This window comes from Streptomyces sp. NPDC089424 (assembly GCF_044749345.1).
Lineage (GTDB): Bacteria > Actinomycetota > Actinomycetes > Streptomycetales > Streptomycetaceae > Streptomyces.
Window position 1 is genome coordinate 61,709 of the sequence record NZ_JBIVHU010000011.1, and the last position, 22,700, is coordinate 84,408.

20 protein-coding genes and 1 pseudogene are annotated in these 22,700 nt (G+C 73.4%); 13 read left to right on the forward strand and 8 right to left on the reverse strand.

Translation table 11 applies throughout. The features are described from left to right. Window positions 1–174 precede the first annotated feature (174 nt). Window positions 175–1,782, forward strand: a complete 1,608-nt coding sequence (locus ACIP2X_RS34965; RefSeq protein ID WP_401681388.1) for a ricin-type beta-trefoil lectin domain protein — start codon at window positions 175–177, stop codon at window positions 1,780–1,782. 7 nt (window positions 1,783–1,789) lie between these two features. Here the strand turns inward: ACIP2X_RS34965 and hutI are convergent, their stop codons facing one another. The 4 genes from hutI to hutU all read right to left on the reverse strand — a co-directional run bounded on the left by hutI (window position 1,790) and on the right by hutU (window position 7,333). After that, window positions 1,790–3,037, reverse strand: a complete 1,248-nt coding sequence (gene hutI / locus ACIP2X_RS34970) for an imidazolonepropionase (RefSeq protein ID WP_401681391.1) — start codon at window positions 3,035–3,037, stop codon at window positions 1,790–1,792. A 32-nt stretch (window positions 3,038–3,069) separates the two neighbouring features. Continuing rightward, complete coding sequence (locus ACIP2X_RS34975) at window positions 3,070–4,404, reverse strand: formimidoylglutamate deiminase (protein ID WP_401681394.1); 1,335 nt, start codon at window positions 4,402–4,404, stop codon at window positions 3,070–3,072. Next, entirely contained in the window at window positions 4,401–5,603 is a 1,203-nt protein-coding gene (locus ACIP2X_RS34980; protein ID WP_401682096.1) for an allantoate amidohydrolase, read from the reverse strand. Before ACIP2X_RS34980 ends, ACIP2X_RS34975 begins: the two co-directional genes overlap by 4 nt. Window positions 5,604–5,668: 65 nt before the next feature. Further along, window positions 5,669–7,333 carry a urocanate hydratase gene (gene hutU, locus ACIP2X_RS34985; protein ID WP_401681397.1) on the reverse strand — a complete coding sequence of 555 codons (1,665 nt, stop codon included), beginning with the start codon at window positions 7,331–7,333 and terminating at the stop codon, window positions 5,669–5,671. Window positions 7,334–7,525: 192 nt separating this feature from the next. On the opposite strand from hutU, the gene ACIP2X_RS34990 reads away from it, so the two are divergent. The 5 genes from ACIP2X_RS34990 (at window position 7,526) to ACIP2X_RS35010 (ending at window position 11,472) form a co-directional block, all read left to right on the forward strand. After that, entirely contained in the window at window positions 7,526–8,902 is a 1,377-nt protein-coding gene (locus ACIP2X_RS34990) for a diaminopimelate decarboxylase (protein ID WP_401681400.1), read from the forward strand. Window positions 8,903–9,049: 147 nt separating this feature from the next. Continuing rightward, window positions 9,050–9,460 (forward strand): hypothetical protein, encoded by a 411-nt coding sequence (locus ACIP2X_RS34995; RefSeq protein WP_401681403.1) that lies wholly within the window; start codon window positions 9,050–9,052, stop codon window positions 9,458–9,460. Further along, the gene (locus ACIP2X_RS35000) at window positions 9,457–10,467 is read left to right on the forward strand and encodes a transcriptional regulator (RefSeq protein WP_401681406.1); all 1,011 of its coding nucleotides are present in this window, start codon (window positions 9,457–9,459) and stop codon (window positions 10,465–10,467) included. Before ACIP2X_RS34995 ends, ACIP2X_RS35000 begins: the two co-directional genes overlap by 4 nt. Before the next feature lie 127 nt (window positions 10,468–10,594). After that, entirely contained in the window at window positions 10,595–11,080 is a 486-nt protein-coding gene (locus ACIP2X_RS35005; RefSeq protein WP_401681409.1) for a roadblock/LC7 domain-containing protein, read from the forward strand. A gap of 17 nt (window positions 11,081–11,097) precedes the next feature. Further along, on the forward strand, window positions 11,098–11,472 hold the full coding sequence (locus ACIP2X_RS35010) for a hypothetical protein (RefSeq protein ID WP_401681412.1): 375 nt from the start codon (window positions 11,098–11,100) through the stop codon (window positions 11,470–11,472). Window positions 11,473–11,480: 8 nt separating this feature from the next. Here ACIP2X_RS35010 and ACIP2X_RS35015 read toward each other — a convergent pair. From ACIP2X_RS35015 to ACIP2X_RS35025, 3 genes and pseudogenes are all read right to left on the reverse strand, one after another. Next, window positions 11,481–11,943: pseudogene (locus ACIP2X_RS35015) on the reverse strand (hypothetical protein). Window positions 11,944–12,061: 118 nt separating this feature from the next. Continuing rightward, window positions 12,062–12,922, reverse strand: a complete 861-nt coding sequence (locus ACIP2X_RS35020) for a MurR/RpiR family transcriptional regulator (protein ID WP_401681415.1) — start codon at window positions 12,920–12,922, stop codon at window positions 12,062–12,064. Continuing rightward, the gene (locus ACIP2X_RS35025) at window positions 12,919–14,430 is read right to left on the reverse strand and encodes an aromatic amino acid ammonia-lyase (RefSeq protein ID WP_401681418.1); all 1,512 of its coding nucleotides are present in this window, start codon (window positions 14,428–14,430) and stop codon (window positions 12,919–12,921) included. The genes ACIP2X_RS35020 and ACIP2X_RS35025 overlap by 4 nt, the downstream gene beginning before the upstream one ends. A gap of 142 nt (window positions 14,431–14,572) precedes the next feature. On the opposite strand from ACIP2X_RS35025, the gene ACIP2X_RS35030 reads away from it, so the two are divergent. From ACIP2X_RS35030 to ACIP2X_RS35050, 5 genes are all read left to right on the forward strand, one after another. Beyond that, window positions 14,573–15,604 (forward strand): ABC transporter ATP-binding protein, encoded by a 1,032-nt coding sequence (locus ACIP2X_RS35030; protein ID WP_401681421.1) that lies wholly within the window; start codon window positions 14,573–14,575, stop codon window positions 15,602–15,604. Then, window positions 15,601–16,242, forward strand: coding sequence for an ABC transporter permease (locus tag ACIP2X_RS35035; RefSeq protein ID WP_401681424.1), 642 nt, complete (start codon window positions 15,601–15,603; stop codon window positions 16,240–16,242). Before ACIP2X_RS35030 ends, ACIP2X_RS35035 begins: the two co-directional genes overlap by 4 nt. 2 nt (window positions 16,243–16,244) lie before the next feature. After that, entirely contained in the window at window positions 16,245–16,907 is a 663-nt protein-coding gene (locus tag ACIP2X_RS35040) for an ABC transporter permease (RefSeq protein ID WP_401682099.1), read from the forward strand. A gap of 11 nt (window positions 16,908–16,918) precedes the next feature. After that, a complete protein-coding gene (locus ACIP2X_RS35045) occupies window positions 16,919–17,860 on the forward strand; it encodes an ABC transporter substrate-binding protein (RefSeq protein WP_401681427.1) in 942 nt (313 codons plus the stop codon). 74 nt (window positions 17,861–17,934) lie between these two features. Next, window positions 17,935–18,363 (forward strand): hypothetical protein, encoded by a 429-nt coding sequence (locus tag ACIP2X_RS35050; RefSeq protein WP_401682102.1) that lies wholly within the window; start codon window positions 17,935–17,937, stop codon window positions 18,361–18,363. 338 nt (window positions 18,364–18,701) lie between these two features. Here the strand turns inward: ACIP2X_RS35050 and ACIP2X_RS35055 are convergent, their stop codons facing one another. Next, the gene (locus ACIP2X_RS35055) at window positions 18,702–20,090 is read right to left on the reverse strand and encodes a cystathionine beta-synthase (protein WP_401681430.1); all 1,389 of its coding nucleotides are present in this window, start codon (window positions 20,088–20,090) and stop codon (window positions 18,702–18,704) included. Window positions 20,091–20,355: 265 nt separating this feature from the next. Here ACIP2X_RS35055 and ACIP2X_RS35060 point away from each other — a divergent pair, with 265 nt between their 5' ends. Together ACIP2X_RS35060 and ACIP2X_RS35065 are read left to right on the forward strand one after the other, a co-directional pair. After that, window positions 20,356–21,396 (forward strand): SGNH/GDSL hydrolase family protein, encoded by a 1,041-nt coding sequence (locus ACIP2X_RS35060; RefSeq protein WP_401681433.1) that lies wholly within the window; start codon window positions 20,356–20,358, stop codon window positions 21,394–21,396. Between the two features lie 161 nt (window positions 21,397–21,557). After that, the gene (locus ACIP2X_RS35065; protein ID WP_401681436.1) at window positions 21,558–22,694 is read left to right on the forward strand and encodes an acyltransferase family protein; all 1,137 of its coding nucleotides are present in this window, start codon (window positions 21,558–21,560) and stop codon (window positions 22,692–22,694) included. Window positions 22,695–22,700: the final 6 nt, after the last annotated feature.

Consider the following 22,700-nt stretch of genomic DNA (forward strand, 5'->3'; position numbering starts at 1 on the left):
TCCGGCGCCTTCGGGCGCCGGACGCGCCTGTGCGACTCCACCGCGCCAGCCACCTCATTACCCTCGGTAACACCTTTCCCCACAGGCCTCGCTCCACCACTATGGTCAACCTCCAAACTGGCCGGTACGTCAGTGACTTGGCCGGCTCCGGCGGGAACGCGAGGAGGCGGGTGGATGGCCCGGCCCGAGGGGACCGACAACGACGCGGCGCACGAGGCGCACTCCGACGCGTCCGACGCGCGGCTGACCGAACTGCTGCGCGCCGGCACGGCCGCCGCCTACCCCGCGCTCCAGGAACTGCGCGCCCGTCACCAGGCGCCGGTCCTCACCTACGCCCGGCTGTGCACCACCGGCGACGCGGCGGCCCGCCAACTGGCGGCGCAGGCCTTCACCCTGGCGGCCCGCAGGACGGCACGCGGCACCGATCCGGCCGCCCCGTGGCGGCACCAACTCCTGCTGCTGACCGGCCGGGTGGCCGCGAGCTGGGCCGAGGGCGACCGCTCGGCGGCACTCGACGCGGGACTGCTGCTCGTCCTCAACACGGCCGGACCCGACGGGCCCCTGCCGCCCATGCTCGGCGCCTACCGGACGCTGCCCGAACGCACCCGCGGCCTGATCTGGTACAGCCTTGTGGAGCGGGAGAGCGCCGAGCGGACCGCCGTTCTGCTCGGCATCACCCGCGAGGACGTGACGTACGGCACCGAGCCCGCGCTGGGCGCGCTCGGCCGGTCCCTGCTGCGTTCCCGGCTGGCCGCCTCCGACGACCCGGACTGCCAGGACTTCCGGCGGCTGATCGAGGAGTCGGTACGGCCGCGGTCGCCCCGGCACAGTCCCGACCTGGCCGCCCACATGACGCACTGCCCGCACTGCACGACCGCCCATGAGGAACTGACCGCCCTGCGCGACACGCCCCGCACCGCGCTTGCGGAGGGGTTGATGCCGTGGGCGGGCGCGGCATACGCGGCGCGGACCGGCGGCGCACCGGACGCCGGGCACGCGACGCGGCTTGCGGGCGCACCGGGCGCGGACGGCCGTGCCGCGCGGGAGCGGGCCTGGGCGCCGTCCCGGCGGGTCGCGCTGACCTCGGCGGGGCTGGGGGTGGCCCTCGCTCCGCTGCTGTTCTTCCTGCTCTCCCCGGCCGACTCCCCCGGCGGGAACGCCTCGCAGCAGGTCGGCGCCACGCCGCCGCCCGCGGTGACGGTGACGGCGACCGTGCCGGGAACCCCCGCGTCGCCCTCGGCCACGCCGTCGGAGCCCTCGAAGTCCCCGAAGCCGTCCGCGTCCGCTTCCCCGACGGCGAGTCCCTCCCCGTCCCGCGCCACCCACCCCCCGAAGCCGTCCGTGACCGCGCCGCCGCCCGTACACCCGCCGGGCAGCGCCTACGCGCAGGTCGTCAACGTCGCCTCGGGGCTGTGCCTGGACATCCGGGACGGCGACCTGGACAAGGGCGTGGACGTCGTCACGGCCCCCTGCTCGGGCGCCGCCACCCAGCGCTGGCGGGTCGACGACGGCCGGGGCGTGCTCCAGTCGGCCGCCGACCCGGACTTCTGCCTGGACAGCCGGGGCTCCACCGACCGGGGCGTGGGCATCTGGACCTGCTCGTCCGTGGAGGGCAGGAACGCGGAGAACCTCATGTTCGCGGTCGACGACGCCGGGCTCATCCGGCCCGCCGTCGACCCGGGCACGGCGGTGACGCCGGACGGCGAGGGCGGGCTCGGGTTCCGGTGGCTGGACGACACCGACGGGACCCCCGCCCAGCGGTGGCGGGCGGGAGCGGCCTGAGCGGGCGTCAGGCCACGCGTACGCCGCGCCGCCACACCTCGGTCACCAGAGGGACCCCCGGCCGGTAGGCCAGGTGCACATGGCTCGGGGCATCGAGCACGGCGAGGTCGGCGTGGGCGCCGGGGCTCAGCCGGCCGACGTCGTCGCGGCGCAGGGCCCGGGCGCCGCCCGCCGTGGCGGACCAGAGCGCCTCGTCCGGGGTCATCCCCATGTCCCGCACGGCGAGCGCGACGCAGAACGGCACCGACGAGGTGTACGACGAGCCCGGGTTGCAGTCCGTGGACAGCGCCACGGTGACGCCCGCGTCGAGGAGCCGGCGGGCGTCGGGCCACTCGGCGCGCGTGGAGAACTCGGCGCCGGGCAGCAGCGTGGCGACGGTGGAGCCGCCGGCGAGCGCGTCGACGTCCGCGTCGGTGAGGTGGGTGCAGTGGTCGGCGCTGGCGGCGTCGAGTTCGACGGCGAGCTGGACGCCGGGGCCGTAGGTCAGCTGGTTGGCGTGGACGCGCGGGTGCAGGCCCTTGGCCTTGCCCGCCGTGAGGATCGCGCGGGCCTGGTCGCCGTCGAAGGCGCCCTTCTCGCAGAAGACGTCGATCCACCGGGCGTACGGGGCGCAGGCGTCCAGCATCTCGCCGGTGACGAGGGCGACGTAGGCCGCCGGGTCCTCGGCGTAGTCGGGGGAGACGATGTGGGCGCCGAGGTAGGTGACCTCGTCGGTGTGGGCGGCGGCGATGTGCAGGGCCCGGGACTCGTCCTCGACGGTGAGGCCGTAGCCCGACTTGGTCTCGAAGGTCGTGGTGCCCTGGCGGAGGGCTTCGGCGAGGTGCCGGGTGAGGTTGGCCTCCAGCGCGGCGTCGGTCGCGGCGCGGGTGGCGGCGACCGTGGTCCTGATGCCGCCCGCGCTGTACGCGCGGCCCGACATACGGGCGTTGAACTCCTCGGTGCGGTCGCCCGCGAACACCAGGTGGGAGTGCGAGTCGACGAAGCCGGGGATCACCGCGCGGCCGCCGGCGTCAACCCGGTTGTCAGTGGCGGGTGCTTTGCTTGATTCACCGGTCCACACGACGCGGTCGCCGTCGATGACGACGGCCGCGTCCCGGATCAGGCCCAGAGGGGAACCGTCACCGAGGGAGGGGTCGTTGGTGACCAGTGCGGCGATGTTGGTGATGGCGGTGGTCGTGCCGGGGGTGGCGCTGGGACTGGTCCGCGAAGCGGTGCCGGGGGTGGCGCCGGGAGTGGCGCTGGTGCTGCTGTTCATGGCGTCCTCGTGGGGGCTCGGTTCGGCGGTCGTCAGGCACGCAGGGCGTCGACGGCCCGCGCGAGTGCCTGCGGCACATCGGGTACGAGGGTGTGCGCCCCGTCGCGTACGACATGCCGCCCGCCCACGACGGTATGGCGCACGTCCGCTGCCGTCGCGGCGAATACGGCCGTCTCGGCGCCGAGCCTGGGCAGCGGCCCCGCGGTTCTGACCGAGTCGAGCGCGACCGTCGTGAAGTCGGCGAGCGCGCCGGGCTCCAGGGTGCCCGCGTCCGCCCAGCCGAGCGCGGCATGCCCGTCCGCCGACGCGGCCCGCAGCAGGGCGGCGGCCGTCCAGTGGCCGCGGGTGCGGGTGCGCAGCCGCTCGTTCAGCTCCATCGCGCGCGCCTCTTCGAGCAGGTCGACGACGGCGTGGCTGTCGGAGCCGAGGCTGAGGGGGGAGCCCGCCCTCTGGAGGGCCACGGCCGGGCCGATGCCGTCGGCGAGATCGCGCTCGGTGGTGGGGCACATGCAGGTGCCGGTGCCGCTGCCGCCGATCAGGGCGATGTCCTCGTCGGTGAGGTGCGTGTTGTGGACGCCCGTGGTGCGGGGGCCGAGCACGCCGTGGTCGGCGAGGAGCTGGGTGGGGGTGCGGCCGTGCGCCCGCCGGCTGGCGTCGTTCTCCGCGGTCTGCTCGGACAGGTGCACATGCAGCGGGGCCCGCCGCTCCTCGGCCCACCGGGCGACGGTCGCCAACTGGTCGGCGGGCACGGCCCGTACGGAGTGGATCGCCGCGCCGATCCGTGCGTGATCCCGTTCCTTGAGAAGTGCACAGCGTTCGGCCCACTCCTGCGCCGTCCGATCGGAGAAACGGAGCTGGTGTGCGTTGGGCGGCTGCCCGAAGCCGGCGGAGAGGTAGCAGGTGTCGAGGAGGGTGATGCGGATCCCGGCCTCGGCGGCCGCCGCGACGAGCGCCTCACCCATGGCGTTGGGGTCGGCGTAGGGGGTGCCGCCGTGGGCGTGGTGGACGTAGTGGAACTCGCCGACGGCCGTGATCCCCGCGAGGGCCATCTCGGCGTACGCCGCCCTGGCCAGCGCGTGGTAGGTGTCCGGGGTGAGCCGGTCGGCGGTGGCGTACATGACCTCGCGCCAGGTCCAGAAGGTCCCGGAGCCGACCTGCACGACGCCGCGCAGGGCGCGGTGGAAGGCGTGGCTGTGGGCGTTGGCGAGGCCGGGGAGGGTGAGCCCGCGCAGGATCTCCGCGCCGGGCGGCGGGGTCCCGGTGTCCTGGTGGACGGCGGTGATCCGGCCGTCCTTCGTGTCGACGGCGACGCCCGGCTCGACGTGGGTGCCGAGCCAGGCGTGCTCCAGCCAGTACGTCCGTGTCACGCGCGGGCCAGCCCTTCCAGTACGTCGGCGAGTGCGCTCACTCCGGCCACGCAGTCGTCCTCGGCGGCGAACTCGGCCGGGGAGTGCGAGACACCGGTGGGGTTGCGCACGAACAGCATGGCGGTCGGGATCGTCCCGGACAGGATTCCGGCGTCGTGTCCGGCGCCGGTGCCGAGGACCGGCACCGTGAGGCCGGCGTCCTTGCCGAGGATGCGGGCGAGTTCGTCACGCAGCGCGTGGTCGAACTCGACGACCGGGGTGAACGACTCGCGTACGACGTCCAGATCGACGCCGTGCGCGTCGGCGTACTCGCGGGCCGCCCGCTCGATGCCGGTCACGACGGTGTCGAGGGTCTCCTGCTCGGCGGCGCGGGAGTCGAGCCAGCCGCGCACCAGGGACGGCACGGCGTTGACACCGTTGGGCTCGACGGCGATCTTGCCGAAGGTCGCGACGGCCTGTGCGAGGTGGGCCTCGCGGCGGGCGGCGAGGACGGTCTCGGCGTACGGCAGCATCGGGTCGCGCCGGTCCACGAGCCGGGTGGTGCCGGCGTGGTTGGCCTCGCCCCGGAAGTCGAACCGCCAGCGGCCGTGCGGCCAGATGGCGCTGGCGATGCCCACCCGGTCGCCGGACAGGTCCAGGGCGCGGCCCTGTTCGACGTGCAGCTCGACGAAGGCACCGATGCGGGCGAGCCGCTCCGGGTCCGGTCCGATGGCGTCGGGGTCGTACCCGGCGGCCTCCATGGCCTGCGGCAGCGTGGTCCCCTCGCCGTCGGTCAGACGGTGCGCCTGCTCGACGGTGAGCTGTCCGGCTGCGAGCCGGGAGCCGACGCAGGCCAGCCCGAAGCGGGCGCCCTCCTCGTCACCGAAGTTGACGACGCCCAGGGGCCTGGCGAAGCGCACCCCGCGGCCGCGGAGTTCGTCGAGCGCGGCGAACGACGACACGACCCCGAGGGGCCCGTCGAAGGCCCCGCCGTCGGGCACGGAGTCGAGGTGCGACCCGGTGACGACGGCGTCCCCCTGGGCGGGGTCCCCGAGCCAGGCCCACTGGTTGCCGTTGCGGTCCAGCTCGTAGCGCAGCCCCCGCGCCTCGGCCTGCGCCCGGAACCAGTCCCGGCACTCGGCGTCGGCCCCGGTCCAGGCGAAGCGGCGGTAGCCGCGGGTGCCGGGGTGCCGTCCGACGGGGAGCAGTTCCCGCCACATCTCGTGGAAGGAGGCGCCGTGCCGGGCGGCGGCCGTGCCGTCCGCCTGGCCGTCCTCGGTGCGCGTCACGCCTGGTCACCCTCGCGCATCGGGACCCGCACGCCCCGGTCGGAGGCCACCGACTCGGCGATGTCGTAGCCCGCGTCGACGTGCCGGATGACGCCCATCCCGGGATCGTTGGTGAGGACGCGCCGGATCTTCTCGCCGGCCAGCGCCGTGCCGTCTGCCACCGTCACCTGGCCGGCGTGGATCGAGCGGCCCATGCCGACGCCACCGCCGTGGTGCAGGGAGACCCAGGAGGCGCCCGACGCCACGTTCACCATGGCGTTCAGCAGCGGCCAGTCGGCGATCGCGTCGGAGCCGTCGAGCATCGCCTCGGTCTCGCGGTAGGGGGAGGCGACGGAGCCGCAGTCGAGGTGGTCGCGCCCGATGACGATCGGCGCGGCCAGCTCCCCGCTCGCCACCATGTCGTTGAACCGCTCTCCGGCCTTGTCCCGCTCCCCGTAGCCGAGCCAGCAGATCCGGGCGGGCAGGCCCTGGAAGTGGACCCGCTCGCCGGCCATCTTGATCCAGCGGGCGAGGGACTCGTTCTCGGGGAAGAGGTCGAGGATCGCCTTGTCGGTCCTGGCGATGTCGGCCGGGTCGCCGGACAGGGCCGCCCAGCGGAAGGGGCCCTTGCCCTCGCAGAACAGCGGGCGGATGTAGGCGGGGACGAAGCCGGGGAAGGCGAAGGCCCGGTCGTATCCGGCGAGCCGGGCCTCGCCGCGGATGGAGTTGCCGTAGTCGAACACCTCGGCGCCGGCGTCCATGAAGCCCACCATCGCCTCGACGTGCCGGGCCATGGACTCGCGGGCCCGCGTCGTGAAGCCGGCCGGGTCCTTGGCCGCGTAGGCCGCCATCTCGTCGAAGGCGACGCCGACCGGCAGGTACGCCAGCGGGTCGTGCGCCGAGGTCTGGTCGGTGACGATGTCGATCGGGGCGCCCATGGCGAGCAGCTGCGGGACGAGTTCGGCGGCGTTGCCGAGGACGCCGACGGACAGCGGGCGGCGGGCGTCGCGGGCCTCGGTGGCGAGCTGGAGGGCGTGGTCGAGGGAGTCGGCCCGGACGTCGAGGTAGCGGTGCTCGATGCGCCGGTCGATGGCCCGCGGGTCGCAGTCGATGCAGATCGCGACGCCGTCGTTCATGGTCACGGCGAGCGGCTGGGCGCCGCCCATGCCGCCGAGCCCGGCGGTGAGGGTGATCGTCCCGGCGAGCGTGCCGCCGAACTTCTTCGCGGCGACGGCGGCGAAGGTCTCGTAGGTGCCCTGGAGGATGCCCTGGGTGCCGATGTAGATCCAGGAACCGGCGGTCATCTGCCCGTACATGGTCAGGCCGAGGGCCTCCAGGCGGCGGAACTCCTCCCAGTTGGCCCAGTCGCCGACGAGGTTGGAGTTGGCGATGAGGACCCGGGGCGCCCACTCGTGGGTCTGCATGACACCGACGGGGCGGCCGGACTGGACCAGCATCGTCTCGTCCTGCTTCAGCCCCTGGAGGGTGCGGACCATCGCGTCGAAGGACCGCCAGTCACGGGCCGCCTTGCCGGTGCCGCCGTAGACGACGAGCTTGTCGGGGTGCTCGGCGACCTCCGGGTCGAGGTTGTTCTGCAGCATCCGCAGGGCGGCTTCCTGCTGCCAGCCCAGGGCGCTCGGCTGCGTACCGCGCGGCGCTCGGACGGGGCGGGGTCCTGACATGGTCTGCCTCCTGGGTGACTGCTCGCTCGGAGCTCCCTGCGGAATGTGCTGCCGTTATTCACATCCTGGCGACATGAATAGAGCTAGTCAATAGGGGGTGGCCCGACACGGCGCCGGGACGGATGTTTGGCTGGATGTATGGACCACGCGCAGCGGCGAAGCGACAGGACGACCGAGGAGACGGGGGAACACATGGACGACACCCAGGAGGCCCAGGCGGGCCGGGAGCGGTCGATGCGACGCGACGAGGCGGTACGGGCCGCCGTGGAGCAGGGGCTGCTGGGGCCCGACGCCCCTCTCGCCGGACTGCTCGACGTCACCGGCATCCGGGAGTCGGCGGCGGAGCTGCGGGCGGCGTTCGACGCCGTGGTGGCACCCGGCACGCCCGTGCTGCACGCCTTCGCGGTGAAGGCGTCCCCACTGGTCCCGGTGTTGCGGCTGCTCCGCGACGAGGGCGTCGGCGCTGAGGTGGCGAGCCCCGGCGAGCTGGCGCTGGCCCGGGCCGCCGGCGTGACGCCGGAGCGGACGGTGCTGGACTCGCCCGCCAAGACCCCGGCGGAACTTCGGGAGGCGCTGGCCCTGGGCGTCGCCGTCAACGCGGACAACCCGCAGGAGCTGGACCGCCTCGACGCCCTGATGCGGTCCGCGCCGAGCCGCTCCCCTCTCGGGCTCCGGGTGAACCCGCAGGTCGGCGGCGGTTCCATCGAGGCGCTCTCCACGGCCACGGCGACCTCCAAGTTCGGCGTGGCGCTGCGGGACGAGGGGGCCCGCGAGTGGGTGATACGGGCGTACGCCGAGCGTCCCTGGCTGACCCGGCTGCACGCGCACACCGGGTCGCAGGGCATCGCGCTGTCCCGGATGGCCGAGGGCGTGGCGGCGACGTACGCGCTGGCGGAGGAGATCAACCGGCGGATCGGGCGGCCCCAGGTCGACACGCTCGACATCGGCGGCGGACTGCCGGTGAACTTCGCCTCGGAGGTCACGACTCCCACGTACGCGCAGTACGCGCGGACACTGAAGGAGGCGGTGCCGGGGCTGTTCGACGGCCGGTACGGGCTGGTGACGGAGTTCGGGCGGTCGCTGCTGGCCAAGCACGGGACGGTGGTGGCGCGGGTGGAGTACGCCAAGAGCGCGGGCGGCCGCCCGGTGGCGGTGACGCACGCGGGCGTGCAGGTGGCCACGCGGACGGTGTACGCGCCGGAGCTGTGGCCGCTGCGGATCGCCGCGTACGACGGCAAGGGGCGCCCCAAGGAGGGGACGGCCGTGCCGCAGGACGTGGCGGGACCGGCGTGTTTCGCGGGCGATCTGCTGGCCGAGGGCCGCGAGCTGCCGCTGCTGGAGCAGGGGGACTACGCGGCGGCGCTCGACACGGGCGCGTACTACTTCGCCCACCACTACGCGTACAACTCCCTGGCCCGGCCGGGCGTCTACGGTTTCGTGCCGGACGGCGCGGGGGGCGTGTCCTTCGCGACCGTGCGCACTCCCCAGCCGCTCGACGAGATCGTGGCCGAGTCGGGCGGGGCGCACGCGGGCACGCTGAGCGCGCTTCCGGCGCCCGCGAAGGAGTGATCAACTTGCCCGGAAACGGCGACAGTTGACCCACACTAGCCACTCGTCGCATGTTCCACCGGAAAATGCCAGAACGCTCACCTGCCGCACACACGTTGCGTAGTCTCTGGGTCACTCAGCCGAACCCAGGCAGGAGGGGAGTCCAGGGTGCCCGGAATCGACGAGTGCTTACTGGAAGCCATGCGGCTGCCCGGCGCCCGGGGGGCCGCGCTGGTCGACTGGACGAGCGGACTGGCACTGGGCACCGTCGGCGAGGCGCCGGGCGGTGACCACGAGGCGGCGGCCGCCGAGGCCGCGGAGCTGGCCCGGCTGGCCGCCGAGCAGCGGGCGTTCGCGCCGGCCGGCGGCGGCGCCGGCGAGGACGCGCCGGACGCCGCCGACCCCCCGGTCGAGGACCTGATCCTCAGCAACCGGGACAGCTACCACGTGCTGCGGTTCGTGCGGACGTCGTTCGACAGCAGCGTGTTCCTGCATCTGTGGCTCGGCCGGGCGGACGGCAACCTCGCGCTGGCCCGGATCCGGCTGGGCGAGATGGCCGGACGGCTGGTGCTGGGATGACGATGGTCGGCACCACACCGCCTCCCAGACTGCCGATACGGGACAAGGTGGCCCGGCACCGGACCGGTGGCGTCTCCCCGATGCTGACCCGGCTGGCCGCCGAGCACGCCACCGGCGTCCTGGTCCGCGCGAGCGGCACCCTGTACCTCGCCGAGGGCCGGGTGGTGCACGCCGAGAGCCCGTACGCGCCGGGCCTCGACATCCTCCTCACGGCGCACGGCACCCTGGACGCCCGGGACTGGCAGGACGCCGTCGAGCGGGCCGACGAGCCGCGGGGCGCCGACCGGGCCCTCCTGGACGGCGGGCGGCTCGCGCCGGGCGCGCTGGAGCTGTGCCATCTGAGCGCGCTCTACGACGCCGCCTACTTCGCCCTCGCGCCCAGCAGCACCCCGGGGCGCTTCCGGTACGGCCCCACGCACTGGCTCGGTTCGGTGCACCCGGTGCCGGTCGGCTCCGTGGAGCAGGAGACGCTGCGCCGCCGCGCCCTGCTGCACCGCATCTGGCCGGACCCGGCGACCGACAGCGCGCCCCTGGAACGCCTCGACACCGCCGCCGCCCCGGCGGTCCCGCCCCGGCAGAGCGCGGTGCTGGCCCGCGTGGACGGACTGCGCACGGCCACGGACATAGCCCGCGACCTGGGCAGACCGGCCTTCCACACCCTGGTGTCCATACGCCGGCTGGCGGCGGCCGGTCTGGTGGCACCGCGCACGCGCCCGCCGGGCGCAAAAGGCCGCCCCCGGCCCGCGCACGCGGCCCCGGCCGCCCCCACCGGCACAGAACACCCGGTCCCAGACGACCCCGGCGCCCTCGGACATCCAGCCGCCGACGACCCCGCCGCCCTCGGCCACGCCGCTCCCGTTCCCCCCGTCGGCCCCGCACCAGCCGACGCGCTCACGCCTCGCACCCCCGGCGGCACGCTGCCCGGCACCTCGCTCGGGCCGGGCACCCTCGACCACCCCGACATCGCACTGCTGAAAAGGGTCAGGGATGCGCTGGAGGCCCTTTGAACGGCAGCAACCGCGACTGTCCGCGCAGGGACAGCCCGCGCAGGGACAGCCCGCGCAAGGACAGCTCGCACCACGACAAGCGACGCCGCGGCAACCGCCTCGCCCGCCCGCCGAGAGGAGAGCCCTGATGGCGGTGGAACCCCCGATCCTCGACGAACTGCACCGGCTCAGAGCCCGCGTCCCCCAGCTGACCGGCGCCCTCGCCGCCAGCGTGGACGGCCTGGTCATCGCGCACGACACCCCCGGCGTCGAGCCGGAGGGCCTCGCCGCGCTGACCGCCGCCGCGCTCGGCGTCGCGGTACGGATCACGGACGCGACCGGCCGGGGCGAACTGCGCGAGCTGCTGGTGCGCGGCATGCGCGGCTATGTGGCGACGTACGCCGCGGGCGACACCGCCGTACTGACGCTGCTCGCCGAGGATCGTGTCAACGTCGGCCGGCTGCACCTGGAGGGCCGCCGCACCGGAGCCCGCATCGGCGAGCTCGTCGACGCCCTGCCACCGGCCCCGCCCGTACTGCCCGTGAAACCGGAGACGGCCCCCACGACGCGCCAGAAGCCCGTCCGCCGGACTCCCCGCACCCCCACGAACACATCCACCACCACGGAAAGTTGAGAGGAAACACCACCACCATGGCGAACACCGAGACCACCCTGAAGGAAGCCCTCGCCTCGATCGAGGGCGCCACCGGAGTCGCCCTCGTCGACTACACCACCGGCATGGCGCTGGGCACGATGGGCGGCGGCAAGACCTTCGACCTGAACGTCGCCGCCGCCGGCAACACGGACGTGGTCCGCGCCAAGATGCGCACCATGGAGCACCTCGGGCTCAAGGGTCAGATCGAGGACATCCTGATCACGCTGTCGGACCAGTACCACCTGATCCGCCTGCTGAGCGGCCGCAGCGGCAACGGGCTCTTCCTCTACCTCGTGCTGGACGCCAAGCGCTCCAACCTGGCGATGGCCCGCCACCAGTTGCGGCGGATCGAGGAGGACCTCGAGGTCTGAGCCACGGCTCAGACCGGCGTGGCGGTACGGCGACGCGACCCACCAGGTGCCGCGTCGCCCGCCGCGACACCCGTACCGCGGTACGCCTCGACCGCCTTGCCGGCCGGGCGGCCGCCGCCGCGCAGCCGGTCGACGGGCACCCACAGCAGCGTCTCGCCGGCGCGTTCGCGCCGCCCGAGCCAGGCCGCCTTCAGCCACAGGCCCGCACCGCACCCGGCGGGCGCGCCGCCAGTTGCGCACGGTCACAGCGCGGTCCTGGAGGACGTCGTGCCTGGCGGCGCGGGCGGCGTCGCGGGCGAGGGCGGTGTACCGCGCGCGGCGGGTGCCGGCCACGAGGGCCACGGCGAGGACGAAGAGCGCGGCCCCCGCCCGCACGACGCAGGCCACCCGGGCCGGACCCACGCCTCCGTGTTCTCCGTGTTCTCCGCGTTCTCCGCGTTCGCCCCGCCCTCCGCGTTCTGCGCGCACCATGTCCCGCCTCCCGTCCCGCCTGTCCCCTGTCGTGCCCCGTTCCGGGAACGGGCAGGCTGGCGAGGGAAGCTGAGACGAGTCCGAGAAGCAGTGAGCGACGGCGGGCGGGGCCGCCCGCTCACTCCACGAACAGCCCCCGCGCCACCGCCCGCGCGTCGAACTCCTCCAGGCGCGCCTGCGCGTCCGGGAGGTCGTCGCACATCGCCTCCAGCAGCACCCGCCCCAGCAGCATGGGCGCGCACGCCGTGTCGAAGGCGAGCCCCGTGCCGACGGCGGCGGGCAGCAGCAGGTCGGACACCTTGGCGACGGGCGCGAACGCCGAGTCGGCGACGGTCACCACGGTCAGCCCGGCCTCCTTGGCGTAGGCCAGCGTGTCCACGACCTCCCGTGGATGCCGGGGCAGCGCGAAGCAGAGCAGCGCCGAGGCGCCCGCCCGTACGGTCCCGTCGATCCGGTCGTGGATCATCGTGCCGCCCTCGTGGAGCAGCCGGACGTCGGGATGGACCTTGGCGGCGAAGTAGGCGAAGCCGTACGCCTGGGAGGCCGCCGCGCGCAGTCCCAGCACCGGCAGCGGACGGGAGGCGGCCAGCAGCCGCCCGGCCGCGTGCACGGGCCGGGGATCGGCGAGCAGTTCGGCGAGGTGCCTGAGGTTCTCGATCTCGGCCTCGACGGCCTGCTGGTACTCGTTGTACGAGGCCGCGTCGGCCGGTTGTTCGGCGGGCGCGACCTCGCGCAGGTGCCGGCGCAGCGCGGGGTAGCCGTCGAAACCGAGGGCGACGGCGAAGCGGGTGACCGAGGGCTGGCTGACCCCGGCGAGTTCGGCCAGCTCCACGCTGGACAGGAACGGCACGTCGGCGGCGCGCCGCACCATGCTGTGCGCGATGCGCCGCTGGGTCGGCGTCAGCCGGTGCCCCTCGAACAGCGCCTGCAGCCGTGCGGCCGGGCTGTCCGGCACTCCCGTGTTCGTGTCGCCGGTCATGACGTACTCCCCCTCCAGATGTCCGTGAACCGGCTCAGCAGCCCGGCCGCCGCCGTCACGTCGTGCGTGAGCGGCCGGTCGGCCGGGTCCGCGTCCAGCACCGACTCGGCGAGCTCCAGCGCCCGGCCGGCCGGCAGGTCCGGTTCGGGGCGCAGTCCGCGCTGGCGCAACGCCCGGACGGCGGCGACGAGTTCGCAGCCGACGACCAGACGGTACGCGTCGCCGAGGCGCAGTGTCTGACGTGCGGCGAGCGAGGCGAAACTGGCCTGTTCCTCGACGCCCCGGGAGAGTACAGCGTGGCCGAGCGAAGCGGGCGCGGAGAAGGCCCGCAGATCACCGAGGGCGGCCCCGGCGGCGTACTCCAGGATCATCACGCCGGAGGAGGCGGCCTCGTGGTCGGCGAGGAAGGGGCGCAGCCGGGTGTAGGCGGGCTCGTTGAGCGTCGACAGCCGGGACGTGGACAGGCGCGCCACCTGGGTTATGGCCAGCCGGAAGTGGTCCAGGGCGAGGGCGAGTTGGGCCTGGTAGAAGCCGCCGTGGTGGTAGGCCGCCATGTCCTCGGGGGAGATCAGCGGGTTCTCGGCGGCCGCGTTGATCTCGACGGTGAGGACGTCCTCCAGGGCGTCGGCGGCGTCCTGGGCGGGGCCGTGGATCTGCGGCAGGCAGCGGAAGCCGTAGGGGTCCTGGAGCCGGCCGAGCGGCGGGTGCGGCCGGTCGGCGGCGCCGATCAGCTGCCGCATCCGGCGGGCGACGTCGGCCGAGCCCCGGTGCGGGCGGGCGGTGTGCACAGGGGCGGCGTACGCCTCGTGCGAGCCGTCGACGGCCAGCAGGGACAGCGCGGCGACGACCTGGGTGGCGGCGAGCAGGCCGCGCAGTTCGTGCAGGGCGAGCGCCGCCTGGCCGAGGGTGAGGGCGTTGCTGCTGATCAGCGCGAGGGCGTCGTTGTTGTCCAGCGGCTGCGGCTGGGGGGCGCCGCCCGTGCCCCGCCAGGGGTGTTCGCCGGCCAGCGCGAGTCCCATCTGGGCCAGCGCGGCGATGTCGCCGGTGCCGACCGAGCCGAACTCGTTGACCTGCGGGTGCGCCCCGGCCTCCAGTGCCTCGCACAGCGCGGTGACGACGGAGGGACGCAGCCCGGCGCCGCCCGCGAGCAACTGGTTTGCCCGCACGGCGAGCATCGCCCGCACCTGGCGCGCGGGCAGTTCCTCGCCGATGGCGCCGGCGTGACTGCGCAGCAGCCGCAACCCGTGCGCGGCGGCGGCCTCGGTGGGGACGTCTTCGTTCCGGTTGGCGCCGACCCCGGTGGAGCGGCCGTAGACCCGCCCGGTCGCGGCGATCATGCGGGCGGCGTCCCAGGACTCCTCCGCGCGCTTCATCGCCTCGGTCCCCGGCACCGGCCGCGCGGCCCCGTCGGCGAGCCGGACGACGTCGGCGACGCCCATCCCGCGTCCGTCCAGCACCACGAGGGCGGTCATCGCGCCCTCGGGGGCGTCCACGATCCGAGACGACATCACGCGCAAACCCTCCTCAAACCGGACAGCTCGTCTTGCCTACCGGCCATCCGCCACCGCGGATTACCGCCGGAGCATTGACAACCTATTCAGACACCAAGAACTCTGCATGACGTTATACAGGCCGGGCAAGGGACATCTCATGATCCAGTTCGACGCGGTCCACAAGCGCTTCCCGAACGGCACCACCGCAGTCCACGACCTCACCCTCCGGATGCCGGAAGGCGGCGTGACCGTCCTCGTCGGATCCTCCGGTTGCGGCAAGACGACCACCCTGAGGATGATCAACCGGATGGTCGAACCGACCGCCGGGACCATCCGGGTCGGCGGCAAGGACGTCCAGCAGCAGGACGCCGCCGAACTGCGCCGCTCCATCGGCTACGTCATCCAGCAGTCGGGGCTCTTCCCGCACCGCACGGTGCTGGACAACATCGCCACCGTCCCGCTGCTGCTCGGCTGGGGCCGGCGCAAGGCCCGGACGAAGGCGGCCGAACTGCTGGAGACCGTCGGCCTGCCCGCCGAGACCGGCCGCCGCTACCCCCACCAGCTCTCCGGCGGCCAGCAGCAGCGCGTCGGCGTCGCCCGCGCGCTCGCCGCGGATCCGCCGGTGCTGCTGATGGACGAACCGTTCGGCGCGGTCGACCCGGTGGTCCGCAACCAGCTCCAGCAGGAACTGCTGCGCCTCCAGCGGGAGCTGAACAAGACCATCGTCTTCGTCACCCACGACATCGACGAGGCCGTCCGCCTGGGCGACCGGATCGCTATCTTCCGCACCGGCGGCCACCTCGTGCAGTGCGCCCCGCCCGCCGAACTCCTCGCCCGCCCCGCCGACGACTTCGTGGCGGACTTCCTCGGCGCCGAGCGCGGCCTGAAGCTGCTCTCGCTCCGGACCCTCGCGGCCGTCCCGCAGGGCCGGGCCCCCGAGGGCGGCACCTGGACCCTCGCCCTCGACGAGGCGCGCAGGCCGCTGCATTGGGCGGCGGACGACACGACCCTGCCCGTGCGGCCGCTCAAGGACGAGGACTCGCTGCTGTCCGCGCTCAACGAGTCGGTCGCCTCCCCCACCGGCCTCGTCGCCCGCGTCGACGCGGACGGCGTCCTCACCGGCGTCACGTCCCGGGACGACATCCACGAGCACGCGAACCGGGCCCACGGCGAGGTGCGGGCGGCATGACCATCGACTGGTCGTGGATATCCGACCACACCGACGACCTCACCGCCCTGACCGTCTCCCACCTCCAGGCGGCCCTGTCGGCGGTCCTGTTCGGCCTGCTGATCTCGCTCCCGCTGGCCGTCGTGGCGCACCGGGTACGGCCGCTGCGCGGCTTCCTGCTCGGGATGTCGAACGTCCTGTTCACCATCCCCTCGATCGCGGTGTTCGTGCTGCTGCTCCCGGTCAGCGGCCTCACCCGCACCACCACCGTCATCGGCCTGACGATCTACACCCTGGTCGTGCTGCTCCGGAACACGGTCGAGGGCCTGGACTCGGTCCCGGTGAAGACCAAGGAGGCGGCGCGGGCGATGGGCACCCGCCCACTGCGCACCCTCCTCACGGTCGAACTCCCGCTGGCCCTGCCCGTGATCATGGCGGGCGTCCGCATCGCCACGGTCATGTCGATCTCCCTGGTCTCGGTCGCCACCTACATCGGCGACGGCGGCCTCGGCCAGCTCTTCACCGACGGCTTCCAGCGCAACTTCCCGACCCCGGTGATCGCCGGCGTGGTCCTCACGCTGCTGCTCGCGGTCGTGGCGGACGCGCTGCTGGTCGCCGTCCAGTACGTACTCACCCCATGGACGAGGCGGCGAGCCTGACGATGTACGAACTCCTCACCGACCTCGGCTCCTGGCTGACCAGCGGCGAGCAGTGGTCCGGCCCGGACGGCATCGCCCACCGCCTGGCCGAGCACCTCCAGTACTCGCTCCTGGCCACCCTCATCGCCGCGGCGATCGGTCTCCCGCTGGGCCTGCTCATCGGCCACACCGGCCGGGGCGCCTTCCTCGCCATCAACCTCGCCTCCTTCGGCCGCGCCCTGCCCACCGTCGGCCTGGTCGTGCTGGTCTTCCTGGCCAGCGGCCTGTCGATGTGGCCGGTCTACGTCGCCCTGGTCGCCCTCGCGGTCCCGGCGATCGTCACCAACACCTACGCCGGGATGACGGCGGTGGATCCGGACGTCCGCGACGCCGCCCGCGGCCAGGGCATGCGCGGACACCAGGTGCTGCTCCAGGTCGAGCTGCCGCTGGCCCTTCCGCTGATCATGACCGGCCTGCGCCTGGCCCTCATCCAGGTCGTGGCCACGGCGACCATCGCCGCGTACGTCTCCTTCGGCGGCCTCGGCCGGTACGTCTTCGACGGCCTCGCCCAGCGCGACCTCGTGCAGGTGCTCGGCGGCGCGGTGCTGGTCGCCCTGATCGCCGTCGCCCTCGACCTCGCCCTGTCCGCCCTCCAGCGCGCCCTCTTCCGACACCGCACCGCTTAGGGACCCCTGACATGAACCGTCGTACGCTTCTCGGCGGCCTGTTCGCAGCAGGCTCCGTCACCGCCCTCTCCGCCTGCTCCGGCGGCATCACCTCCCTCGAAGGCGAGGGCGGCGCCGCGGGCCCGGGCGGCGGCTCCAGCAAGGGCGGCCTCACCATCGGCACCGCCAACTTCACCGAGAACCAGGTGCTCGGGTACCTGTACGCGGCGGTGCTCTCGGCGGCCGGCGTCGAGGTCACCGTCCGCCCCAACCTGGGCACCCGCGAGATCCTCATCCCCGCCCTGCGCGGCGGCGACATCGACCTGCTCCCCGAGTACCAGGGCGCCCTCCTGCACTACGTCGACCCCAAGGCGACGGCGACCGAGGAGGGCGAGATGCAGAACGCCCTCACCATGGCCCTCCCGGCCGGCCTCCAGGTGCTGCCGTACGGCAGGGCGGAGGACTCCGACGCCTTCGCGGTCACCCGGCAGACGGCCGAGAAGTACGGGCTTGCCTCCCTGGCCGACCTGCGCAGGCACAACGGCAAGCTGGTCATCGGCGCCGCACCGGAGGTGAAGAAGCGGCAGGTCGGGGCCGTCGGCCTCAAGGACGTCTACGGCGTCGAGTTCAAGGAGTTCAAGTCGCTCGACTCCTCCGGGCCGCTGGTCAAGGGCGCCCTGAAGAAGGGTGACGTCGACGTGGCGAACCTCTTCACCACCGACACGGACATCAAGGAGAACGGCTGGGTGGTGCTCACCGACCCCAAGAACCTGATACCCGGCCAGCACGTCGTCCCCCTCGTCGCCGACCGCAAGGCCGACGCCACGGTCCGCAAGGCGCTCGCCGAACTCGGCAACGTCCTCACGACGGCCGACCTCACCGAGCTCAACCGCCTGGTCGACAAGGACAAGAAGGACCCCCAGGACGTGGCCGACGACTACGCGGCGCGCAAGGGCCTCGCGGCCACCGGCTGACCCCGCCCGCGACAGGGGGGCTAACCCCAGTGCGGCCGTCGTCCGCGCTCCCTACCGTGAGGCGCATGAGCGGAATGGACGCGCGGGACACCGAGCTGAAGAAGGAACTCGACGCCACCCTGCAGGCGCGCAGGGAACTGGGCGAGGAGTACGACTCCGCGCTGGTCGACTCGTTCCTGGAGAAGGTCGAGCAGCGCATCGACGGGGCCGTGGACCGCCGGGTGCGGCGCCAATTGGCCGAGCAGCAGATGGTCGCGGCCCGGGACTCGCGGTCCCCGAGGCCGACGGACTCCTGGGGCGAGCGCTTCGGCTTCGGGATCGTCTCGCTGGTGCTCGCGGTGCCGCTGTCCGCGATCGGCGGCGGCGTGGCCGACCTGCCCGGACTGCTGGTCGCCTGGGCCGGCATCGTCGGCGTCAACGCCTTCCAGGCGTCCCGGGTCAACCCGGGACTGTTCGGATGGCGGCGCCGCAGGTCCGGGCAGGACAGCGACTGGGAGGACTGACCTCCGGGGGAAGGGTGTGCGCGGGGACCGCCGCACCCCCGTTGCCGGGGGGCGGGACGACGGCGGTCCCCGCGAAGGACGCGGGCCGGTCAGGCCGGACGCGCGCGTCCGTGGCGTCCATGGAGGTCCGGGAGCCGCTCCGGAGGTTCCCTGGCGCCGTACGGGCCGGCCGGGGCGGGGAGCCGCTCCCGCCCTGCCGACACCCACCACTGTGCCGGAGCCGTGTTAAGCGGGTGCTGCGACGACGTGACGCGCTCGTACCACTTCCGAGAAGACCACAAACGCGCACGTCATCGTGCGTTCGCCGCCGACACGGCCCGTTCACCGCCACTTCGCCGCTACTTCGCGCCCTTGGCGAGGAAGGCGAGCAGGTCCTGCCGGCTGACCACACCGGTCGGCTTGCCCTCGACGAGGACGATCGCCGCGTCCGCCGAACCCAGCACGGACATCAGGTCCGCGACCGGCTCGCCGGAGCCGACCTGCGGCAGCGGCGCCGACATGTGCTTCTCCAGCGGGTCGTCGAGCGAGGCGCTCTTGGTGAACAGCGCGTCCAGCAGCTCCCGTTCCACGACCGAGCCGACGACCTCGGCGGCCATCACGTCCGGGTGCCCGGCGCCCGGCTTGACGATCGGCATCTGCGAGACGCCGTACTCGCGCAGCACGTCGATGGCCTGTCCGACCGTCTCGTCCGGGTGCATGTGGACCAGGGAGGGGATGGCGCCGCCCGCCTTGTCGCTGAGCACGTCGCCCACGCGGGCGCTCGGGCCGGCGTCCTCCAGGAAGCCGTAGTCGGCCATCCACTCGTCGTTGAAGATCTTGCTGAGGTAGCCGCGGCCGCTGTCCGGGAGGAGCACCACCACCACGTCGTCCTCGCCGAGCCGCTCGGCCACCCGCAGCGCCGCGACCACGGCCATGCCGCAGGAGCCGCCCACCAGCAGGCCCTCCTCCTTGGCGAGGCGCCGGGTCATCTGGAAGGAGTCCTTGTCGGACACGGCGACGATCTCGTCGGCGACGGTGCGGTCGTAGGCCGTCGGCCAGAAGTCCTCGCCGACGCCCTCGACGAGGTACGGCCGCCCGGACCCGCCGGAGTACACCGAGCCCTCGGGGTCGGCGCCGACCACCTTGACCGCGCCGTCGCTGATCTCCTTCAGGTAGCGGCCGGTCCCGGAGATGGTGCCGCCGGTGCCGACGCCGGCCACGAAGTGGGTGATCCGCCCCTCGGTCTGCTCCCACAGCTCGGGGCCGGTCGAGTGGTAGTGGGACAGCGGGTTGTGCGGGTTGGAGTACTGGTCCGGCTTCCAGGCGCCCGGCGTCTCACGCACCAGCCGGTCGGAGACGTTGTAGTACGAGTCGGGGTGCTCGGGAGCGACGGCCGTCGGGCAGACCACGACCTCGGCGCCGTACGCCCGCAGCACGTTGATCTTGTCCGTGGACACCTTGTCCGGGCAGACGAAGATGCACTTGTACCCCTTCTGCTGCGCCACGATCGCCAGCCCCACCCCGGTGTTGCCGCTGGTCGGCTCCACGATCGTGCCGCCGGGCTTGAGCGCGCCGCTGTCCTCGGCGGCCTCGATCATGCGCAGCGCGATGCGGTCCTTCACGGAACCGCCGGGGTTGAAGTACTCGACCTTGGCCAGGACGGTCGCCCTGATGCCCTTGGTCACGTTGTTGAGCCTCACCAGCGGGGTGTTGCCGACGAGACTGATCATCGAGTCGTGGAACTGCACCGTTGTCTCCGGATGCCGCAGAAGTAGTGGTCTGGGTGATGCGGCCAGCCTAGGGCCTGCCCGGCTGATCGGGCCTCAGGAACGGCGGAGCCGGTGATCACGCAGGTGAGCGGGGTCCGGCGGGCCGGAACGCGCGTGCGACGGCCGCACCCGCGCCGGGCGCCGGCCGCGGTCCGTCACCGGCGTTCACTCCTCGTTGAGATTGGCGGGGGCTCGCTTCGGGGCAAGGAGTGGATGTACGGGTGCGAGGAGGTGGCGGCGACGGATGACCAGGATGTCTAGGGCGAGGGTGGCCCGGCGCATCGCGGCCGGTGCGGCATACGGCGGTGGTGGCATCGGCCTGGCCGGTGCGGCGGCCGTCGGCCTGGTGCTGGCGGAGGTGCAGTTGGCCCGGCGCCAGGTGGGCAACGGCTCCACGCCGTACGTGCCGAACGCGGAAGGGCGGTACGGACGGACGTACGACAACCCGGGCGGCCCGCCCCTGCGGCTGACCATACTGGGCGACTCCACCGCGGCCGGCCAGGGCGTCCACCGGGCCGGCCAGACCCCGGGCGCGCTGCTCGCCTCGGGCCTCGCGGCGGTCGCCGAACGCCCGGTCGACCTGCGAAACGTCGCGCTGCCCGGCGCGATGTCCGACGACCTGGACCGCCAGGTGACGCTGGCCCTCGCGGACCAGGGCCGGATCCCCGACATCTGCGTGATCATGGTCGGCGCGAACGACGTCACCCATCGCATCCCGGCCACCCGCTCGGTGCGCCACCTCTCGTCGGCGGTACGGCGCCTGCGCACCGCCGGCGCCGAGGTGGTCGTCGGCACCTGCCCGGACCTCGGCACGATCGAGCCGGTGCAGCAGCCGCTGCGCTGGCTGGCCAGACGCGCCTCCCGCCAGCTGGCGGCCGCCCAGACGATCGGAGTGGTCGAGCAGGGCGGCCGCACCGTGTCGCTGGGCGACCTGCTGGGCCCCGAGTTCGCGGCCAACCCGCGTGAGCTGTTCGGGCCCGACAACTACCACCCCTCCGCCGAGGGTTACGCGACGGCCGCGATGGCCGTGCTCCCCACGCTCTGCGCCGCGCTCGGCCTGTGGCCGGAGGAGGAGGAGCGCCCGGACGTCTCCCGCCGCGAGGGCTTCCTGCCCGTGGCCCGGGCCGCCGCCGAAGCGGCCTCCGAGGCGGGCACGGAGGTCACGGCGGCGCTGCCGACGGGACCCAGGGGACCGTGGGCCCTGCTGAAGCGGCGCCGCCGGCGCCGGGTGCAGGAGCCGGAGACGGCCCCGACGGAGCCGACGAGCCACACGTCAGGGCCCTGACGGAAGGGGGTGCGGCCCAGCCTGGGCCGCACCCCCTTCCGTACACGCAGCGTTCACCACACGAGTCTCCTGACGTAACCTCAGCACTTCCGGCCGGGGCGAAGGTGACGTTTTCACTCCCCCCTTCACCGTCATGCGCCTGTCAGGAGCACAACGCCGCGATGGAAAAGCCGCTTCCGAGAACCGAAGGCTCCCAGAGCCGGTCCCGAGACCCCTGGTGGGACAACACCCGGTTCGTCTCCGCCGCCCTGATCGTGGTCCTTCACACCATCGGCAGCATCATGAGCCGTCATGACTCGCTGCACGTCTTCAACGTGGCGACCTGGGCCTTCCGCGTGCCGATGTTCGTCGTGCTGGCCGGCGTCTTCAGCAGCGCGGGCCCGCTCGGCGCACGCCATCTGCGCACGCTCATACGCAACATCGCGATACCCGCCCTCCTGTGCAGCCTGCTGTTCTCCCTGGAGGTGTACGCGCTCGGCAGCCCCTTCAAGCTGCACATCGCCCAGCTGCCGTGGACGCTGTGGTTCCTGATGTCGCTCTTCTTCTGGCGGCTGCTCCTGCCCCTGGTCGTCCAGCTGCGCCACCCGCTGCTGATCACCACGCTCGTGTCGCTGGGGGTGGGGTACCTGGAGGAGTTCGGCCTGATGTACTCGGCCAGCCGGACCCTCGTGTACATGCCGCTGTTCTACGTCGGCTGGCGGCTCGGCCAGGGCGCGCTGCGGGAGTGGTTCGACAGCCGCTGGAGCCTGCCGGTGGCCGTCGCCGGAATTCTCACCTGGGGCGTGGTGTCCTGGCTGTGGCACGCCGACGTCAAGGGCAACTGGACGTCGATGCGCCACCCCTACGTCGCCGACACCCGGCTGGGCCTCGAAGGCGCCTGGCTGATCCGGCTGGCCATCCTGGCCATCGCCCTGGGTCTCGCCCTGTGCCTGCTGCGCATCATGCCGAGGAAGCGGCTCCCCCTGATCTCCGCGCTCGGCTCCGGCGGCTTCACCATCTATCTGCTGCACCCGCTGGTCATCCTGCCGGTGCGGGAGATGGGCTGGATCCAGCGCGCCGACACCCGCCTGGAGCTGGCCGCCCTGATGCTGGGCGGCGTGCTGCTCGCGGCGGTACTGGGCTCCCCGTTCGTACGGCGGCTGGCGCAGCCGCTGACCCGGCCGCCGGTGAAGTGGCTCTTCGCCCGGCAGCCCGCCCAGCAGACGGCGACGGACGCGTCCGCTACGCTAAGCAAGCGCTTGGAAAAGAGTTCCGCGTCACACGAGGATGCCGGTGACCGGCAGCCTACGTACGGGTAACTTCCC

Bases quoted from the DNA above. Each gene is read 5' to 3' on its own strand.
- ACIP2X_RS34965 (WP_401681388.1), top strand. From the start codon at position 175: ATGGCCCGGCCCGAGGGGACCGACAACGACGCGGCGCACGAGGCGCAC.
- hutI (WP_401681391.1), bottom strand. From the start codon at position 3,037: ATGAACAGCAGCACCAGCGCCACTCCCGGCGCCACCCCCGGCACCGCT.
- ACIP2X_RS34980 (WP_401682096.1), bottom strand. From the start codon at position 5,603: ATGTGGCGGGAACTGCTCCCCGTCGGACGGCACCCCGGCACCCGCGGC.
- hutU (WP_401681397.1), bottom strand. From the start codon at position 7,333: ATGTCAGGACCCCGCCCCGTCCGAGCGCCGCGCGGTACGCAGCCGAGC.
- ACIP2X_RS34990 (WP_401681400.1), top strand. From the start codon at position 7,526: ATGGACGACACCCAGGAGGCCCAGGCGGGCCGGGAGCGGTCGATGCGA.
- ACIP2X_RS35000 (WP_401681406.1), top strand. From the start codon at position 9,457: ATGACGATGGTCGGCACCACACCGCCTCCCAGACTGCCGATACGGGAC.
- ACIP2X_RS35005 (WP_401681409.1), top strand. From the start codon at position 10,595: ATGGCGGTGGAACCCCCGATCCTCGACGAACTGCACCGGCTCAGAGCC.
- ACIP2X_RS35010 (WP_401681412.1), top strand. From the start codon at position 11,098: ATGGCGAACACCGAGACCACCCTGAAGGAAGCCCTCGCCTCGATCGAG.
- ACIP2X_RS35020 (WP_401681415.1), bottom strand. From the start codon at position 12,922: ATGACCGGCGACACGAACACGGGAGTGCCGGACAGCCCGGCCGCACGG.
- ACIP2X_RS35025 (WP_401681418.1), bottom strand. From the start codon at position 14,430: ATGTCGTCTCGGATCGTGGACGCCCCCGAGGGCGCGATGACCGCCCTC.
- ACIP2X_RS35030 (WP_401681421.1), top strand. From the start codon at position 14,573: ATGATCCAGTTCGACGCGGTCCACAAGCGCTTCCCGAACGGCACCACC.
- ACIP2X_RS35035 (WP_401681424.1), top strand. From the start codon at position 15,601: ATGACCATCGACTGGTCGTGGATATCCGACCACACCGACGACCTCACC.
- ACIP2X_RS35040 (WP_401682099.1), top strand. From the start codon at position 16,245: ATGTACGAACTCCTCACCGACCTCGGCTCCTGGCTGACCAGCGGCGAG.
- ACIP2X_RS35045 (WP_401681427.1), top strand. From the start codon at position 16,919: ATGAACCGTCGTACGCTTCTCGGCGGCCTGTTCGCAGCAGGCTCCGTC.
- ACIP2X_RS35050 (WP_401682102.1), top strand. From the start codon at position 17,935: ATGGACGCGCGGGACACCGAGCTGAAGAAGGAACTCGACGCCACCCTG.
- ACIP2X_RS35060 (WP_401681433.1), top strand. From the start codon at position 20,356: ATGACCAGGATGTCTAGGGCGAGGGTGGCCCGGCGCATCGCGGCCGGT.
- ACIP2X_RS35065 (WP_401681436.1), top strand. From the start codon at position 21,558: ATGGAAAAGCCGCTTCCGAGAACCGAAGGCTCCCAGAGCCGGTCCCGA.